A 17123-nucleotide genomic window follows, 5' to 3' on the forward strand; every position below is an offset into this window, starting at 1 on the left:
AATCGTCGGCACTCCGCTGACACGCGTTGCGTAATAAGGCAGTGAACCCAATGAAAATCAAAACCCGTTTCGCCCCAAGCCCGACCGGCTATCTGCACGTCGGTGGCGCCCGTACTGCGCTCTATTCCTGGTTGTTCAGCCGCCATTTCGGCGGTGAGTTTGTATTGCGTATCGAAGATACCGATCTCGAACGTTCAACCCAGGAAGCTATCGACGCAATTATGGATGGCATGAACTGGTTAAACCTGGATTGGGATGAGGGCCCGTACTTCCAGACCAAGCGTTTCGAACGCTACAACGCGGTGATTGATGAAATGCTGCAACAGGGAACGGCCTATAAGTGCTATTGCTCGAAAGAACGCCTGGAAGCGCTGCGCGAGAAGCAAATGGAAAACGGCGAGAAGCCACGCTATGACGGCCATTGCCGCGATAGCCAGTGCAGCCACACTGCCGATGAGCCACACGTAGTGCGTTTTCGTAACCCGCAGGAAGGTTCGGTCATCTTCGACGATAAAATCCGTGGCCCGATCGAATTCAGCAACCAGGAGCTGGACGATCTGATCATTCGCCGTACCGACGGTGCGCCAACCTATAACTTCTGCGTAGTGATCGATGACTGGGATATGGAAATTACCCACGTGATCCGTGGTGAAGACCATATCAACAACACGCCGCGCCAAATCAACATCCTGAAAGCGCTGGGCGCACCAGTGCCGGAATATGCCCACGTGTCAATGATCCTGGGTGATGACGGTAAAAAGCTGTCTAAACGCCACGGTGCCGTTGGCGTGATGCAATACCGCGATGATGGCTACCTGCCGCAGGCGTTGTTGAACTATCTGGTGCGTCTGGGCTGGTCCCATGGCGATCAGGAAATCTTCTCTATTGATGAGATGAAAGAGTTCTTCACCCTGGACGCGATCAACAAATCCGCCAGCGCCTTCAACACCGAAAAGCTGCAGTGGTTGAACCATCACTACATTAACCATATGCCAGCGGAAGAAGTGGCGGTCTATCTGGCATGGCATGTTGAGCAGCAGGGAATTGAAACCCGCAACGGTCCAGAACTGAAAGATCTGGTCAAACTGCTGGGCGAGCGTTGCAAGACGCTCAAGGAGATGGCTGAGTCTTGCCATTACTTCTACCAGGACTTCAGCGAGTTTGACGCCGATGCGGCGAAGAAACACCTGCGTCCGGTCGCACGCCAGCCGCTGGAGGCCGTACGTGCCAAACTGGCCGCTATTACCAACTGGACGCCAGAGAACGTGCACGACGCCATTCAGGGCACTGCAGACGAACTGGGCGTGGGTATGGGCAAAGTAGGGATGCCACTGCGCGTCGCGGTGACTGGCGCTGGCCAGTCACCGGGCATGGACGTGACCGTACATGCTATCGGCCAGGCTCGCTCCCTCAAGCGTATTGATCAGGCGTTGGCTTATATTGCCGAGCGTGAAGCGCAAGCCTGACAGTTAGTTGCCAGCTAAACCGACAAAGCCCTGCGAAGCGATTCGCGGGGCTTTTTTCTTGCTGGTTTATTTTGTACCCAAAGCGGCGGTTTTTTAGCATTAAACGCGCTGATTTGGCGGCTTTTTCAGCGCTTGATCGAGGAATTCAATTTAGCCGTTGACAGGGTTTCTGGGGTTTCATATCATGCGCCCCGTTCACAGGATTTCGTGATTGTGGATTGGGGCTATAGCTCAGCTGGGAGAGCGCTTGCATGGCATGCAAGAGGTCGACGGTTCGATCCCGTCTAGCTCCACCAACCTTTTATCTCAGGAAGGTTGGGGAATACCGTAACGCACGGTTAACGCGTACCACTTTTGTGGGGCTATAGCTCAGCTGGGAGAGCGCTTGCATGGCATGCAAGAGGTCGACGGTTCGATCCCGTCTAGCTCCACCAACATTTGAAAAGCCGACCCAAGGGTCGGCTTTTTGCATTCTAAGGCTTTACCTCTGGACTGAATTGTTGTTATCAGTTTTTATATAGACTATATTTGGTCTTTTACTGGCAATAATTTACTGCTGGAGACATTATGAAAACAGAAACTATCAGCTATCTGAAACAAAATGCCGCCAAGCTCGATCTGTCGGAACCTTTGATTGTGACGCAAAACGGTCTTCCTGCTTATGTTATCGAGTCCTACGGAGATCGTATGCGCAGGGATGAAAGTATTGCTTTGCTCAAGCTTATGACGCTGTCTGAGAAAGATATTGAGCTAGGGCGAACCTTCTCCCGTGAACAAATCTTGGATTCACTCTGATGACTGCGAAAGCGGTAACTTTCATTTATTCAGGGACCGCGAAAATGACGATGCAAACCATCGCGTATTTTTTGCGCTCTCACCAGATTGACCCGAAACCGGTTATAAAAAGAGCATTGGTTGAGTTTGAAGAGAAAACCGGTGTTTTTCCTGAAGGAAGTCCTGTCTGTGATGAATTGCTAGCTCTTGGGTGCGCTAAATACCGGGAATGTAATACAGCTGACGGATACCGAGTGCTCTATAGCACCACGTTTGGCAAAGAGGATACGCGGATTTACGTCCACGCGATGTTGTCCCAAAAGCAAGACATTGCAAGCTTACTTTTCAACCGCATACTTGAATGGCAGTAAGATTTTCTGAGCGTCATGCCAGCAATAACTATGTCCTCCTCAAAAAATAGAATCGCATGCTTTATCGGCATCAAATAAAAAACGCCCGATAAACTTCATCGGGCGTCTTAAGACTAGAACTTGTCGATTCTAAAGCTGTTAGCCAAGAACCAGGCCTGTGATGGCCGCTGACAGCAGGCTAACCAGGGTAGAGCCGTAAACCAGCTTAAGGCCGAAACGTGAAACCACGTTGCCCTGATGCTCGTTCAACCCTTTAATCGCACCGGCTACGATGCCGATAGAAGAGAAGTTGGCGAAGGACACCAGGAACACGGACAGGATACCCATGCTGCGTGGAGACAGTTCAGCACCGATTTTCTGCAGTTCCATCATGGCAACGAATTCGTTGGAAACCAGCTTGGTCGCCATGATGCTGCCAACCTGTAACGCTTCATGCTTAGGCACGCCAAGGACCCAGGCAAATGGATAGAAGAAGTAACCCAGGATTTCCTGGAAGCTCAGGCCGAAGATGGCGCTGAACAGGCCGTTAAGCGCGGCAATCAGGGCGATAAAGCCAATCAGCATCGCGGCAACGATAATCGCCACCTTGAAGCCTGCCAGAATGTATTCACCCAGCATTTCAAAGAAGCTTTGGCCTTCGTGCAGATTGCCGAGGTGCAGCTCTTCTTCTTTACTGGTGTCATAAGGGTTGACCAGTGACAGGACGATAAAGGTGCTGAACATGTTCAGTACCAGTGCCGCCACGACATACTTGGCATCCAGCATGGTCATGTATGCGCCAACGATGGACATGGAAACTGTCGACATCGCGGTAGCGGCCATGGTGTACATGCGTTTTTCTGACATCTTGCCTAGCACATCTTTATAGGCAATGAAGTTCTCAGACTGGCCCAGGATCAACGAACTGACGGCGTTGAAGGATTCCAGTTTGCCCATACCGTTCACTTTAGATAGCACGGTCCCGATGATGCGGATGATAAACGGCAGCACTTTGATGTATTGCAGAATACCGATCAGGGCAGAGATGAACACGATCGGGCACAGCACCTTCAGGAAGAAGAAGGCCAGACCTTTATCACCCATCCCGCCGAACACAAAATCAGTCCCTTGCCCCGCAAACCCGAGCAACTTGTCGAACATTGCTGCAAAGCCTTTTACAAAGCCTAAACCTGCTTCCGAGTTCAGGAAGAAATAGGCCAGTAACACTTCAATAACCAACAACTGAATAACATAGCGGATGCGGATGTTTTTACGATCGCGGCACACTAACAGGGCCAGGATCGCAACCACCACTAACGCTAACGCAAAGTGCGCAATATGGGACATGTTTGCTCCAAATTTGAGGCAGGCTGAATTTCGGTTGTCATTTTATGTAACGCCAAGTTTAAAAACGAGACATTCATTGCAAATATGGAAAATCATAGTGGAGATAGTCCTAATCTATGACGGCAAAACACCAAAGATCAAGATGTTAATAAATATGCGTTTTCGTGGCATTTTTGTGCTATTTTTACTATCAAGCGTGATCCGCTCTGAACCTTGTGATCTAGAGTAGATGGAAACGCTAGGATTTCATGCGATCTGTTCGATAAAACCTTCGTTTTGGCTATCGCAGAGATAACCATTATCGCTGCAAATGCACTTGATAATCATTATCACTTAAGTAAAGATGAAGGTGAGCTAAATTAGTAAGGGTTTTCGCTATGCTGAACAGTCGCGCGGTTAACAATACTTCCTCCAGCCGCCCGTCCAGAAAGATCAAACTTTCTCTGATGGGGCCTGCCTTTATCGCCGCCATCGGCTATATCGACCCCGGTAATTTTGCCACTAATATTCAAGCTGGCGCTTCTTTTGGTTACACGCTGCTGTGGGTGGTGGTATGGGCCAACGTCATGGCGATGCTGATCCAACTGCTGTCTGCCAAACTCGGCATCGCTACCGGTAAAAACCTTGCTGAACATATCCGCGATCGCTTCCCGCGCCCGGCAGTTTGGGCTTATTGGGTGCAGGCGGAGATTATCGCGATGGCCACTGACTTGGCCGAGTTTATCGGTGCCGCGATCGGTTTCAAACTGCTGCTGGGAGTAACGTTGTTGCATGGGGCAGTCCTCACCGGCATTGCCACCTTCCTGATCCTGATGCTGCAAAAACGCGGGCAAAAGCCGCTGGAACTGGTGATTGGCGGCCTGCTGCTGTTTGTGGCAATGGCCTATATCGTGGAGTTGGTATTTTCTCAGCCGCAGTTGAGCGGGTTGATTAGAGGGATGGCGATCCCGGATTTGCCGAATGGTGACGCGGTGTTTCTTGCTGCGGGGGTGTTAGGGGCAACCATCATGCCGCATGTGATTTATTTGCACTCCTCGCTGACGCAGACTGCCGGTAAAGACTCTAAAGCCGAACGTTATTCGGCCACCAAGCTGGACGTGGCGATCGCCATGACCATTGCCGGTTTTGTTAACCTGGCGATGATGGCCACCGCCGCTGCCGCATTCCATTTCAACGGCCACAGCGGCATTACCGATCTTGACCAAGCTTACCTGACGTTGCAGCCGTTGCTCGGCAATGCGGCAGCCACCATTTTTGGCCTGAGCCTGGTTGCAGCAGGTCTTTCTTCTACCGTGGTAGGTACCTTGGCGGGGCAGGTGGTGATGCAGGGCTTTGTCCGCTTCTATATCCCTATCTGGGTGCGGCGGGTGGTCACCATGATGCCGTCGTTTATTGTCATCATGATGGGGATGGATGCGACGCGTATTCTGGTTTTGAGCCAGGTGCTGCTGAGCTTTGGTATCGCCCTGGCGTTGGTTCCGCTGCTGGCGTTTACCGGCAACCGTGAACTGATGGGGGATATGGTCAACGGTCGTCTGATCCAGAATCTCGGTAAACTGATTGTGTTGGTGGTGGTTGGGCTCAACGGTTATCTGCTGATTAGCAATCTGCTTTAGGGTTTAGGGGGGCGGGCCACAGATTGACTACTGTACTCGTTTTCTACATCACCTTTGTTACAGATTAACTTCTGTACCTGACAACGTCTCTGCGCCAGCTCCCTCTCCCTGTGGGAGAGGGTTGGGGTGAGGGGTCAATCATCATGATCGTGATGATGGTTTTTGTGATGATGCTTGTTCTTATGGTGCTGCTTTTTATACTGTTTGTAATAGTATTTATCGGCCTTGCGGTAGCGGCCATCATGGTAGTAGTAATTTTTGTGCCAGTAATCGCGGTCACGCCAGCGATAGCCATCCCAATAGTAGCCACGGCGGCTGCGCTCCCCTAAATCACGCCCCTGATGGCCATGCCACCAATCGCGATCGCGCCAATCGTAACCGTCCCAGTAATTGCCGCGTTTGTCCTGGTCACCAATCTGCAGTGAGACCCCTGGCAGCAAATCAATATTGACGCTGCTGGCAAGGGCGATGGGCATGAAAAGCGCCGCCAGAATGGCTGCGGTAAACAGAGGTTTAAACATTTAGGCTCCCTTGGCCGGATATCGATAATGAAGCACGTTCATCGGTATAGGTTTTGGCCATGCAAACGGTTGTTATCCCTCGTTCTTAAACGCTATGCGTAAAATCCTTGAGGTATTTATCCGAGGGATGCTATCGCCGTGGAGCGACCACGCCTTTGGGGAAATTCTGAAAGCCACGGGGAATACCGGGGATTGGGAGTTATCTGAGGGGGAAGGTGAAAAAACCGCCGATAACCCACCGGCGGCTTGTAAGCGATTACATCAGGATCTGCTCAATCTTGGCGATCTCTTCTGCGCTGAATTTACGGTTGGCCAACATACCGACCGCATCTTCAATCTGGCTGACCTTGCTAGCGCCGATCAAAACGGAAGTGACGCGATCGTTTCGCAACACCCAGGCCAGCGCCATCTGCGAAAGCTTTTGGCCACGCTGCTCTGCCAGCGCGTTCAGTTGGCGAACCTTTTGCAATTTCGCTTCGGTGATCTGCTCGGGAGTGAGCGAGCGGCTGCCGCTGGCTGCGCGGGAATCAGGCGGAATGCCTTGCAGATAGCGATCGGTCAGCATGCCTCCGGCCAGCGGTGAGAAGGCGATAGACCCCACGCCATGATCTTCCAGCGTATCCAGCAACTCGGGTTCAACCCAACGTTCAAACATCGAGTACTTCGGCTGGTGGATCACGCAAGGAGTGCCAAGCTGTTGCAGTATGGCAAATGCCTGCCGCGCCCGTTCCGCCGGGTAATTCGATAACCCTACATACAGCGCTTTCCCCTGGCGGACTATCAAATCCAGCGCCGCCATGGTTTCTTCCAGCGGCGTATCCGGGTCAGGGCGGTGATGGTAGAAGATATCCACATAGTCGAGCCGCATGCGTTGCAGGCTCTGGTTCAGGCTGGCGACCAGGTATTTCTTCGATCCCCAGTCACCGTAGGGGCCAGGCCACATGGTGTAGCCCGCCTTGGAAGAGATAATCAGCTCATCGCGATAAGGCTGGAGATCCTGATGCAGAATACGGCCGAAATTCTCTTCGGCAGAACCCGGCGGTGGCCCGTAGTTATTGGCCAGATCGAAGTGGGTAATGCCAAGATCGAAGGCACGATGCACCAGGCTGCGCGCATTGTCATACAGTGTGCTATCACCAAAGTTGTGCCACATGCCGAGTGAAACGGCTGGCAGTTGCAGCCCGCTGCGGCCACAACGACGATATTCCATATTCTGGTAGCGGGCAGGCTCAGCTTGATAAACCATAAAATCCTCATCGACGGCGGGAAATGAGATTCAGTGTATGCGTTTACACCGGGGTTGTCAGAGTGCCAGATCACGCTAATTGTCTGCCATTTATTCAAATTGCTTGTGGGTGATCCCTACCGCATGCGCAGGGTGTGCCGATGTAACGAGGGGGAACAGTGCTTTTGTCGATAAAATTCGAGAATTCGGCAACATCTTTGAAACTAACCATTCTGCTGTTACCCAGGTGATGAACATGAACAAGAGCTACACGGTGACGGATTACCTTCTCGATCGGTTAGCCCAGATGGGGATTCGCCCCTTTTTCGGTGTACCGGGAGATGACAACCTGCAGTTTCTCGATCATGTTATCGATTATCAGCTGATAACCTGGGTCGGTTGCGTCACCGAACCTGAGCAGTTGCGTACGGCGCTTGGTGAGGTCGGAGGCCGTGAGCAACTGGCGTTTATCGAGGTGGTACTGCCAAAAATGGATATTCCCGAGCTGCTCGATAGCGTGTCACGGGCCATTCAATCGCGTAATGCGGCGGCTTGATCGGCGGCATTTTCCAGCAGGCGATCCAATAACCACAGTCCCGCTGGCCCCGGCGGGGTGAGCTTGGACCATACGGCGTCGACCGAGATGGTTTGCGGCCAGCCGCGCATTTTCAGCTCTGTCAGGCGTTGCTGACCGTACTGTTTGACCAGCCAGTGCGGTAATATCGCCCAACCCGCTCCTTGTTCCGCCATCTCCAACAGCATCAGATAGCTGGGAGCCGACCAGGTTCGCCCGCGCGGTTTGGTTGCGTTGTTGCTGGTATAGGTGTTGAGGTAAAGTTGGCGGCTGCTGGCAAGGTGGGCCTGTGTCAGGGCAGGGAGACGGGTCAGCGGATGGTCGTGAGCGACAAACAGCCCCATTTCAGTCTGTTCTGGCAGCCTGGCGACGGCGATCTCGGGGGGATAGGTGGGTTGTACCGCCAGCATCCCCAGGTGGGCGCGGCCGGTCTGTAGCAGATCCAGCACATCCTCCCCTTCGGCGATCATACATTCCAGCTCGATATCCTGATAACGCCGCTCGAAATGTTTCAGCAGGTTATCGTGATGGTTGGGCTGATAGGTATCGGAAAAAACGATGGTCAGCCGTGGTTCGATATTGTCCCCCAAGCGGATGCTCAGCGCATCGAGTCGCTCGCTGGCCGCGAGAATTTCCTGCACGTGGCCCAGCACCTTGCGGCCAGCTTCCGTCAATACCGGTTGGCGCGTCTGGCGATCGAACAGCGTCAGCCCAAGATCCGCCTCCAGATTGGCAATGGCGGTGCTGATGGTGGATTGGCTTTTGCGCAGCCTGCGTGCGGCGGCAGAAAACGAGCCTAACGCGGCGGCCTCAACAAAGGCCAGTAGGGCTTCTGGGGAATAGCGCATAATGTATCTACTTTATCGATGGAACCTATTTTTAATCTACGCAAAAAACCGATGATAATCACCTGACATTTTCAATAACGGTCACAAAACAAAACAGGTGAAGTATGCAGTTGCAAAACAAGTCGTTGGTTGAACGTATCGTTCACGCCGTGGGGTTCGAGGCTATCGCCGTGATGATCTGTGCCCCTTTGGGTTCATGGTTGCTTAATCGCTCGATGGCGCAGGTCGGGGCGCTGGCGGTCATGTTATCTACCGTCGCCATGCTGTGGAACATCGTCTATAACTCGATCTTTGATCGGCTGTGGCCGGTGAGCCGAGTGGTCAGAACGCTGAAAGTGCGTATTGGCCACGCTTTTGGCTTTGAAGCCGGTTTTGTACTGATTGGTCTGCCGATAGCCGCCTTTATGCTCAATATTTCGTTGTGGCAGGCTTTTGTGTTGGAGATCGGTTTCTTCCTGTTCTTCCTGCCTTATACCATGGCGTATAACTGGGTCTACGATACCCTGCGCCAGCGTTGGTTTGAGCCGCGCCAGGCGAAGGTTAGCAGTTCGCACAGCAAATAATTGCTTCGTCAGTCAGGTCGTTCTCGGGTAATGTCTGGTTGATAGTGAGTCACAGCCAAGGAGAACCGAATGAAAGTGTTGGGATTATTGGGCGGGATGAGTTGGGAATCCACCATCCCCTATTACCGAATGATCAACGAGCAGGTGAAACAGCGGCTTGGTGGCCTGCATTCAGCCAAAATCGTGCTCTACAGCGTGGATTTTCATGAAGTGGAACGCTTGCAGCACCAAGGTGATTGGGAAGGCGCTGGTCGTTTGCTGGCAGGGGCCGCTGCTTCGTTGTGTGCTGCCGGTGCCGAAGCCATCGTGATTTGTACCAACACTATGCATAAGGTGGCGGATGCGGTGGAGCAGGCCAGCGGCCTGCCACTGATCCATATTGCCGATGCCACGGCATTGCAGGTACGCCAGCAAAATATCCGCCGTATCGGCTTACTCGGCACGCGCTTTACCATGGAACAGGATTTTTACCGTGGGCGTTTGCAGGACAAATTTGCTATCGAAGTGGTTACGCCGGATGCTGCCGATCGCGATATCGTACACCGCATCATTTATGAAGAGCTGTGCCTGGGCAAAATCGTTGATACTTCACGCGATGAATATCGCCGGATTATTGCCAAGTTGGAACAGCAGGGCGCCGAGGGGATCATCTTTGGCTGCACTGAAATCGGCCTGTTGGTTAGCGCACAAGATGCCGCAGTACCGGTGTTCGACACCACGGCCATTCATGCGCATGCCGCTGCCGAGTATGCTCTGGCCTAGTCTTCATGCGGAGGCTGGTATTTTACTACCAGCATTAAAGGTTTGCCCGCCAGTACCAACCAAGCGGGCAACATTACAATGCACAGTATCGGTAACAGGTGCAGCTCTGGCACCACCGCCACGGCCATAAACAGGCTCAGCCAGCCGTCGCGAGTCACCACCAGCACCAACCCCATAATGGCACAGGAAACGGTGATCGCTGCCGGAACCGCCGGAACATGTTGATGCAACATCAACCCCAGTGCGACACCGATAAACACCGCCGGGAAAATACGCCCGCCGCGGAATCCGCACGCCGCTGCGACCACCAGGGCGGCCAGCTTGGTCAGGGTGATCACCAGCAGTTGGCTGGTGGTGAAACTGCCGTCGACCACCAACAGTTTCATCTCATCCAACCCTTTGAATAGGGTGATATCTCCGCCAATGACCCCAAGTATACCCAGCAGCAGGCCACCTAGCCCGAGCATCAATACCGGGTTTTTCAGCGAATGGAACATGTGGTGCATGCGTGGGAAGCACCAGATCGCCACCATCCCTAGGGCAATAGCGATCAGCGCGACCACCGAGCCGCTGAAGATATCGCGTAGCCGGGTCACATCGTAAGCATCAAGCTGTAGGGTAAAGTCCGGGGTAAAGAACATCTGGGTGGTGACGGCCCCAGCGGCGGCGGCCATCAACGGGGCAAACAGGCGATCCCATAGAGGTACTTCGCTATTTCCCCCCAGCGTTTGCGAGAAAATCAGGGCGGCGGCAACCGGGGTACCAAACATTGCGCCAATCGTGCCAGCGGCGGCGAGGATGATCCAATCCATCTTCGGCACCTTTGGCAATAACCTGGCTCCGAGTGCGACCACTAGGGCAATATTGATGGCGGTGATCGGGTTTTCCGGCCCCAAACTGACGCCACCTGCCAGGCCGACCATCAAGGCTAACGCCAACCCTGGCACGGCTGCCAGCGGCAAAGGCATGCCGATCAGCGACTCGGTAGCCGGATCTGGCCCGGCATGGCCCGGCACGAAGCGTACGATTAGCCCAACGGCGATACCGGTCAGCGTAAGCATGCCGATGGTCCACCAAGGGGAATGGCTATCGATATTGAGCAGCTCCGGGAGGCGAACCCACAGCAAATTCTGCAGCACGCTGGCACTTTCCATCAGCAAGATGAGGATCAAGCTGGAGGCAGAACCGATAACGATCGCGGGCAGGGCGAAGGCCAACATAGCATTGGCGCGCGGATGCAGCATGCGGGATCCCTTGTTGTCACGTCCCTGATTGGCAGGGAAAACAGAGAGTAAAGCCAGCAGAATCGCCAGGCCCCAGAGAAATGGTTTGCATAGTATATAGCTCCAACGGAGCGATTTCGCTAATGGTAGCCGTGCGCGATCGCTTTCATCTCATGTTTTTTGCGCCAATCTGTAACCGCCGGTATAAATCGGTGAAAACAGTGCTGGCTGAAACGATTTTTGTGATCGAGATCGCTATTGAGCAGCGGGCCGCAGAATGCCGATTGTTGTTTGGGCGGCGTGATTTTACAGTGTACCTAATTTCGCATTATTCATTTTAGGGAGAAACACCGATGACCTATGCCCTCGTAGGTGATGTTGGCGGCACCAATGCCCGCCTGGCGCTGTGCACTGTCGAGACGGGCGAGATCGCCCAGGCGAAAACCTATTCTGGTCTGGAGTTCGATAGCCTGGAAGCGGTGATCCGCCAATACCTGGCCGAACTGCAACTGGAGGTTCAGGATGCCTGTATCGCCATCGCCTGCCCGGTAACGGAGGATTGGGTCGCCATGACCAATCACACCTGGGCCTTCTCCATCAAAGCGATGAAAGAGAGCCTGGGCTTAAAGCACCTGGAAGTGATTAACGATTTTACCGCGGTTTCGATGGCTATTCCGATGCTATCTGAAGATGACGTGTTGCAGTTTGGCGGGGGCAAAGCGCAAAAAGATAAACCGATTGCCGTTTACGGTGCGGGTACGGGCCTGGGCGTGTCACATCTGGTACACGTAAACCGCCGCTGGGTGAGTCTGCCGGGTGAGGGCGGCCACGTAGATTTTGCACCGAACAGTGAAGAAGAGGACATCATCCTGGAGGTGCTGCGTGGTGAAGTGGGGCACGTCTCTGCGGAGCGCGTGTTGTCAGGCCCTGGGCTGGTGAACCTTTACCGAGCCATCGTCAAGGCAGACAAGCGGCTGCCGGAGAAGCTGGAGCCAAAAGACATCACCGAGCGTGCGCTGGCGGATAGCTGTACCGATTGCCGCCGTGCCCTCTCCCTGTTCTGCGTGATCATGGGACGGTTTGGCGGCAACCTGGCGTTGAACCTGGGAACGTTTGGCGGGGTGTATATCGCCGGGGGCATCGTGCCGCGCTTTATGGAGTTCTTCAAGGCTTCCGGGTTCCGTGCCGCCTTTGAAGACAAGGGGCGCTTCAAAGACTACGTGCGAGAAATTCCGGTGTTTATGATCACCCATTCCCAACCGGGGCTGCTGGGGGCTGGCGCTCATCTGCGGCAGACGCTGGGGATACCCCTCACCCCAACCCTCTCCCAAAGGGAGAGGGAGCTGTCAGCCCCTGCTCTGGTGGAAGTAAAGAGGTAATTTCAGCAAACTTGCCTTCTCATCCAATGTGAATAACTACAGTTTGAAACCTGCTCGATCGGTCCCCTCTCCCTGTGGGAGAGGGTTAGGGTGAGGGGCCATTAGCCGTTTGCTTTGGCCAACACAGGCTCTGCGTGAGACTCTTCTTCCTGCTCAACCGCTTTCGGCGCTTTGATAAACAGGGTGATCAGCAGTGAAATCACCGACAGCACACCCATCACCATGAAAGTCGCGTGGAAGCCGCCGAAGTGGTTGGCCACAAACGACCCAGCCAGCGCGCCCAGACCAAAGCCCTGATAAATGATGCCGTAGTTTTTGCTGTGGTTTTTCAGGCCGAAAAAGTCACCGACAATCGCCGGGAAGACGGTAATGTTGCCACCGAAACAGAAGGCGACCGCGCCGACGCAGATAAAGAACAGCGTATGGCTCAGCGTCACGAAGCTCAGCGCGGCAATCGCCAGAATGGTGACCAGCATGGTGAAGCTGATGACGCGCATACGACCTACTTTATCAGACAGGGTACCTAGAATGATGCGGCCTGCGGTATTGAAGATTGCTACGGCAGAAACGGTGTTGGCGGCGGTGGCCAAATCCATTCCAGCCAGCTGTACGCCCATGTCTTTAACGATACCAATCAGATACAGGCCGCTCATGCAGGCCGCGAAGAAAATCACGAACAGCATATAGGCCTCTTTGCTTGCCAGCATCTGGCGCACGGTGTAATCGTTGCCCAGCGTGCCGTGGTTAGCCTGTTGGTTAACCTGCACCGGTTCTTTGAGCAGCATGGAACCCAGCACAATCAGCGCCATCACGATCACGCCCCAGTAGAAGAAGGCGGCAGAGACTCCGGCACCGCTAATCAGTGCGGCGTTAACGTATTTGAACAACAGGCTACCGCTGCCGAACGCCCCGACGGAGATGCCGGAAATTAGCCCCTTGTTGTCCGGGAACCATTTGATCAGGTTGGACAGCGTAGAGATGTAAGCGATACCCACCGCAAAACCGACCACCACGCCCGCTAACAGATAAATCATATCCAGCGATTGCACGTGGGCACTGGCAATCAACCCCAGGCCGACCAGCACGCCGGAGACCAGCGTCAGATTACGAATACCAAAACGCTCTTGTAGCTTACCGGCGAACAGCGTGGCGAAGGCCAGGAAGAAGCTGGTGATCGAGAAAGTGGTAGCGACATCGCCAAGGCCCCAGTGGAACTTGTCTACCAGCGGCTGGTTGAACAGGCTCCAGGTATAGATAGTGCCGAGGCCCATCTGGCAGATGATGGTGCCGAGAACGATTAAGCTGCGATTTGCCGGTTTGCTGTTCATGGCCGGTCTCCTTCCTGTATTGGCATTGCCCATTGGCAAAATTAGCAAGGCAACCAGAGCCCTGCGGTATGGGCTTATTATAAAGGGGGCGATCGTTGCCAATGGCGGATCGGGAATGAACTGCCGCTGCCGAGGAATGAAATGCCGTTATCGCTGCATGAGTTGCCGAATAAGGGCTAAAAAGCCGTTGGAATGCGGCCTGCCGGGCGTGATCTACATCAAGGATATGTCAGAAAGATGGCCAAAGCGCTGCGGCAAACTGTGTGGTAATTGTGAAGGATATGCCTGAAAGGCGTAATTGGGCTTTCGTCCTATAGAGAACGTACTGGTGCGGAACTACTGTGATCGGTAAATGGACCCGTTCCATGCTCTGGGAGAAACCTGATGAAAAAAGTGCTGTTGTTATTGGCTGCGTTGCTGCCGCTTTCACTGCCTGCGGTGAGCCATGCGGATATTTCTGTTGGCATCAACGTGCCTGGAATGTCGCTGCATATTGGCGATCGTGATGATCGGGGCCATTACTGGGATGGTGGTCGCTGGCGTGAACCGCGCTGGTGGCACGAGCATTATGGCCCACGCGGATATTACGGCCCACCGCCAAGGGCGGTTTATTACGGCCCCCCACGTCGTGAATGGCGTGATGGCCCACGTTATCACCGCATGCCACCACCACCGCCACGCTATTACCAACGGGATCACGGCCCGCGAGGCCCACGCTGGTAACTATAACCGCATCAGTTGGCGAAACGCCTTGACCTTGCTGCGGCTGACCGGGACTTCAAAATCCAGATCGCTCAGCCGCAGAATATAGGTGTTGTTGAACCACGGAACGATTTCCCGGATCTTGGACAGATTCACGCAATACGAACGGTGGCAGCGGAAGAAAAACTCTTCCGGCAGCCGTTGGTAAAACTCGGTGATATTCATCGGCATCACAAACTCTTCGCGCCGGGTATACACCCGCGTGACCTTCTCATCGGCGGCGGCGTAGTAAATGTCGTTGATGTCCGTGACGATGATGCGCTCGTCTTTGATCAGGTTAATGCTGTGGCTGGTACGATTCGCCGGTGCGCTAGGCTCTGGCGTCTGCGCTGGTCGGTTATGCAATGCCTCCAGCTTTTGCAGCATGGTGATGATGCGTGCCTCATGATACGGCTTGAGGATGTAATCGAACGCCTCGATCTCAAACGCCTCCACCGCATGCTCTTTATAAGCGGTGATAAACACGATCGACGGACGATGCGCAAACTTGCTGATGTTCTGTGCCAGCAATACGCCGTCTAACGACGGAATATTGATATCGAGGAAAATGGCATCGACCTGATGAGTTTGCAGGTATTTCAGCACGTCCAAACCGTCTTCAAAGGTGGCTTCGATGGTGATATTACTGTGTTTGTTAATCAGATAAGCCAGCTCTTGCTGGGCGAGAAACTCATCTTCCACAATGATGGCTTTCATAACTGTTCCCCGTCAGGTTGTGGGCTGTTTTCGCTAAGCAGTTTATTGCCGTTTTTGGTGACGTAGAAGGCAATTTCCGTTCCCGGTTCCAGCCGACGGATGCGCAATCCTTCGCCGTACAGCAGTGAAACACGGTGATGCACGTTGAGCAGGCCGATATTGTGGCCAGGCATTTCATTGCGCTCCACGCGCTCGATCACCAGCGGATCGATGCCGTTGCCAGTATCTTTCACCGAAATCCTGACACGATCGCCCTGATCTTTCACCGCGATCACCACCACGCCTTTCCCTTTACAGGGTTGAATACCGTGCACGATGGCATTTTCCACCAGCGGCTGGATCAGCAGGCTAGGGATGCGTACGGCAATATCGTCGTCGATGTCATAAATCACCGTCAGCTTACTGCCGAAGCGCGCCTGCTCGATGGCGATATAGTCCTGGATCTGATGCAGTTCCTTACGGATATCGATCAGTTCGTCGTTCAGTTCCAGGTTATAGCGCAGGTAACGCGACAGGTTGATGATCAACTGGCGGGCGGTATCCTGGTTAAGCCGGATCGACGACGAGATGGCATTCAGCGCATTAAACAGGAAATGCGGATTGATTTTGCTTTGCAGTGCGCGCATTTCGGCCTTGTCCGCCATTTGGCGCAGATGCTCGATGCGCGAAACCTCCATCTGGGTGGAGATAATCTGCGACAGGCCAACCGCCATCACCTTCAGCGTATTAGTGATCTGATGGGCATGGCAGTAGTAAATTTTCAGCGCCCCGGTCACCTCACCTTTTTCCCATAGCGGGATCACCAGTTGGGAATGGATCTGCGGTGCGGTCTGGTTCTCGAGGTTGTTTTTGATGATGATTTTGCCCTGCTGGATGCTTTCCAGCGTGACTCGGCTCAACCCTGCGCGCCCGAGTGGGTAATGCTCTGCTCCCACGCCAACGTAGGCCAGCACATGTTGGGTATCGGTGATGGCGACCGCATCGGCATTGATATCGTGGCGGATAATTTCGCAAATGGTGGCCAGCGATTCGCTATTGATATTACGGAAATAGGGCAGCGTTTTGCGGGCGATATCCAGTGCCAGCTTGGCCTGCCGCGCCGCAATCACCTCTTTTTCGTCTTCGACGCTTTGTACCAGCAGTACGATCAGGCCGATGCACACCGTGCCGAGGATCATCGGCAGGGCAATTTTAGACACGATATCCAGCCCGAGTTCGGTGGGTTTGGCCCAGACAACGATCAGCAGCATGGTGAGTGATTCGCATAGCATGCCCCCCAAGATCCCGGCACGCCAGCGCTGGCCTTTCTTCACCTTCAGGTTGATATAACCGGCGCCGATCCCGGCAATAATGCTGGTGATCAGGCAGGGAACCGAGGTGATACCGTCGATATCGATCAGATAGCGGTGCAATCCGGCGATAATGCCGGTAATGATGCCAACCCAGGGGCCAAACAGGATCCCCCCGGCCATGATGGCGATCACCCGTACGTTAACCAGAGAACCTTCGACATTGATGCCAGAATAGGTACTGAACAGGGCGAACAGAGAGAAGATGGCCGTGACTGCGGCCAGTTCCAGCGGAGTATGATCTTCCTTTTGCAACAGCTGGCGAAACAGCCGGGTGCGGGTGAGGAAAAACAGGCAGATCAACATCAGGGCGGCACGATCGAATACCGCTAACAACATT

General features: G+C 53.8%; 16 protein-coding genes, 2 tRNA genes and 1 pseudogene. 11 read left to right on the forward strand and 8 right to left on the reverse strand.

The genetic code is table 11. The features are described 5' to 3' along the window. The first annotated feature begins 50 nt into the window (after positions 1–50). The 5 genes from gltX (at position 51) to AC6HVW_RS01850 (ending at position 2611) form a co-directional block, all read left to right on the forward strand. A complete protein-coding gene (gene gltX / locus AC6HVW_RS01830; RefSeq protein WP_071683794.1) occupies positions 51–1466 on the forward strand; it encodes a glutamate--tRNA ligase in 1416 nt (471 codons plus the stop codon). 220 nt (positions 1467–1686) lie between these two features. Beyond that, positions 1687–1762 (forward strand) — tRNA-Ala (locus AC6HVW_RS01835). A 62-nt stretch (positions 1763–1824) separates the two neighbouring features. After that, positions 1825–1900 (forward strand) — tRNA-Ala (locus AC6HVW_RS01840). Positions 1901–2033: 133 nt separating this feature from the next. Continuing rightward, the gene (locus AC6HVW_RS01845) at positions 2034–2261 is read left to right on the forward strand and encodes a type II toxin-antitoxin system Phd/YefM family antitoxin (RefSeq protein WP_021178663.1); all 228 of its coding nucleotides are present in this window, start codon (positions 2034–2036) and stop codon (positions 2259–2261) included. A 44-nt stretch (positions 2262–2305) separates the two neighbouring features. Continuing rightward, positions 2306–2611 carry a type II toxin-antitoxin system RelE/ParE family toxin gene (locus AC6HVW_RS01850; RefSeq protein WP_235050811.1) on the forward strand — a complete coding sequence of 102 codons (306 nt, stop codon included), beginning with the start codon at positions 2306–2308 and terminating at the stop codon, positions 2609–2611. Positions 2612–2749: 138 nt separating this feature from the next. On the opposite strand, the gene AC6HVW_RS01855 is transcribed toward AC6HVW_RS01850, so the two are convergent. Continuing rightward, the gene (locus tag AC6HVW_RS01855) at positions 2750–3937 is read right to left on the reverse strand and encodes a NupC/NupG family nucleoside CNT transporter (protein WP_021178662.1); all 1188 of its coding nucleotides are present in this window, start codon (positions 3935–3937) and stop codon (positions 2750–2752) included. Positions 3938–4314: 377 nt separating this feature from the next. Here AC6HVW_RS01855 and AC6HVW_RS01860 point away from each other — a divergent pair, with 377 nt between their 5' ends. Then, complete coding sequence (locus AC6HVW_RS01860; protein WP_186486554.1) at positions 4315–5553, forward strand: Nramp family divalent metal transporter; 1239 nt, start codon at positions 4315–4317, stop codon at positions 5551–5553. Positions 5554–5687: 134 nt separating this feature from the next. Here AC6HVW_RS01860 and AC6HVW_RS01865 read toward each other — a convergent pair whose 3' ends face one another. Together AC6HVW_RS01865 and mgrA are read right to left on the reverse strand one after the other, a co-directional pair. Continuing rightward, complete coding sequence (locus AC6HVW_RS01865) at positions 5688–6074, reverse strand: DUF2502 domain-containing protein (RefSeq protein ID WP_497569248.1); 387 nt, start codon at positions 6072–6074, stop codon at positions 5688–5690. Positions 6075–6330: 256 nt separating this feature from the next. Next, positions 6331–7320 (reverse strand): L-glyceraldehyde 3-phosphate reductase, encoded by a 990-nt coding sequence (gene mgrA, locus AC6HVW_RS01870; RefSeq protein WP_071684119.1) that lies wholly within the window; start codon positions 7318–7320, stop codon positions 6331–6333. A gap of 235 nt (positions 7321–7555) precedes the next feature. Here mgrA and AC6HVW_RS01875 point away from each other — a divergent pair, with 235 nt between their 5' ends. After that, the gene (locus tag AC6HVW_RS01875; RefSeq protein WP_071684118.1) at positions 7556–7855 is read left to right on the forward strand and encodes a thiamine pyrophosphate-binding protein; all 300 of its coding nucleotides are present in this window, start codon (positions 7556–7558) and stop codon (positions 7853–7855) included. On the opposite strand, the gene AC6HVW_RS01880 is transcribed toward AC6HVW_RS01875, so the two are convergent. Further along, positions 7831–8721, reverse strand: a complete 891-nt coding sequence (locus tag AC6HVW_RS01880; RefSeq protein ID WP_071684117.1) for a LysR family transcriptional regulator — start codon at positions 8719–8721, stop codon at positions 7831–7833. The genes AC6HVW_RS01875 and AC6HVW_RS01880 overlap by 25 nt on opposite strands. 104 nt (positions 8722–8825) lie before the next feature. Here AC6HVW_RS01880 and AC6HVW_RS01885 point away from each other — a divergent pair, with 104 nt between their 5' ends. Both AC6HVW_RS01885 and AC6HVW_RS01890 read left to right on the forward strand, forming a co-directional pair. Further along, a complete protein-coding gene (locus tag AC6HVW_RS01885; RefSeq protein WP_071684116.1) occupies positions 8826–9284 on the forward strand; it encodes a multidrug/biocide efflux PACE transporter in 459 nt (152 codons plus the stop codon). A 69-nt stretch (positions 9285–9353) separates the two neighbouring features. Beyond that, on the forward strand, positions 9354–10046 hold the full coding sequence (locus AC6HVW_RS01890) for an aspartate/glutamate racemase family protein (RefSeq protein ID WP_071684115.1): 693 nt from the start codon (positions 9354–9356) through the stop codon (positions 10044–10046). Here AC6HVW_RS01890 and AC6HVW_RS01895 read toward each other — a convergent pair. Further along, positions 10043–11290, reverse strand: a complete 1248-nt coding sequence (locus tag AC6HVW_RS01895) for an ion channel protein (RefSeq protein WP_071684114.1) — start codon at positions 11288–11290, stop codon at positions 10043–10045. The genes AC6HVW_RS01890 and AC6HVW_RS01895 overlap by 4 nt on opposite strands. Before the next feature lie 332 nt (positions 11291–11622). Here AC6HVW_RS01895 and glk point away from each other — a divergent pair. Then, positions 11623–12573, forward strand: a pseudogene (gene glk / locus AC6HVW_RS01900) (glucokinase); the annotation flags it as partial. A 176-nt stretch (positions 12574–12749) separates the two neighbouring features. Here glk and AC6HVW_RS01905 read toward each other — a convergent pair. Further along, positions 12750–13976: an L-lactate MFS transporter gene (locus AC6HVW_RS01905; protein ID WP_024486104.1), complete on the reverse strand. Its 1227-nt coding sequence runs from the start codon at positions 13974–13976 to the stop codon at positions 12750–12752. Positions 13977–14360: 384 nt separating this feature from the next. Between AC6HVW_RS01905 and AC6HVW_RS01910 the strand changes: the two genes are divergently transcribed. Continuing rightward, positions 14361–14699, forward strand: a complete 339-nt coding sequence (locus AC6HVW_RS01910) for a DUF2502 domain-containing protein (protein ID WP_071684111.1) — start codon at positions 14361–14363, stop codon at positions 14697–14699. Here AC6HVW_RS01910 and AC6HVW_RS01915 read toward each other — a convergent pair whose 3' ends face one another. Next, positions 14700–15434: a LytR/AlgR family response regulator transcription factor gene (locus AC6HVW_RS01915; protein WP_071684110.1), complete on the reverse strand. Its 735-nt coding sequence runs from the start codon at positions 15432–15434 to the stop codon at positions 14700–14702. After that, positions 15431–17122, reverse strand: coding sequence for a sensor histidine kinase (locus AC6HVW_RS01920; protein WP_071684109.1), 1692 nt, complete (start codon positions 17120–17122; stop codon positions 15431–15433). Before AC6HVW_RS01920 ends, AC6HVW_RS01915 begins: the two co-directional genes overlap by 4 nt. Position 17123: the final 1 nt, after the last annotated feature.

It is taken from the genome of Serratia sp. NCCP-200, from assembly GCF_059697885.1.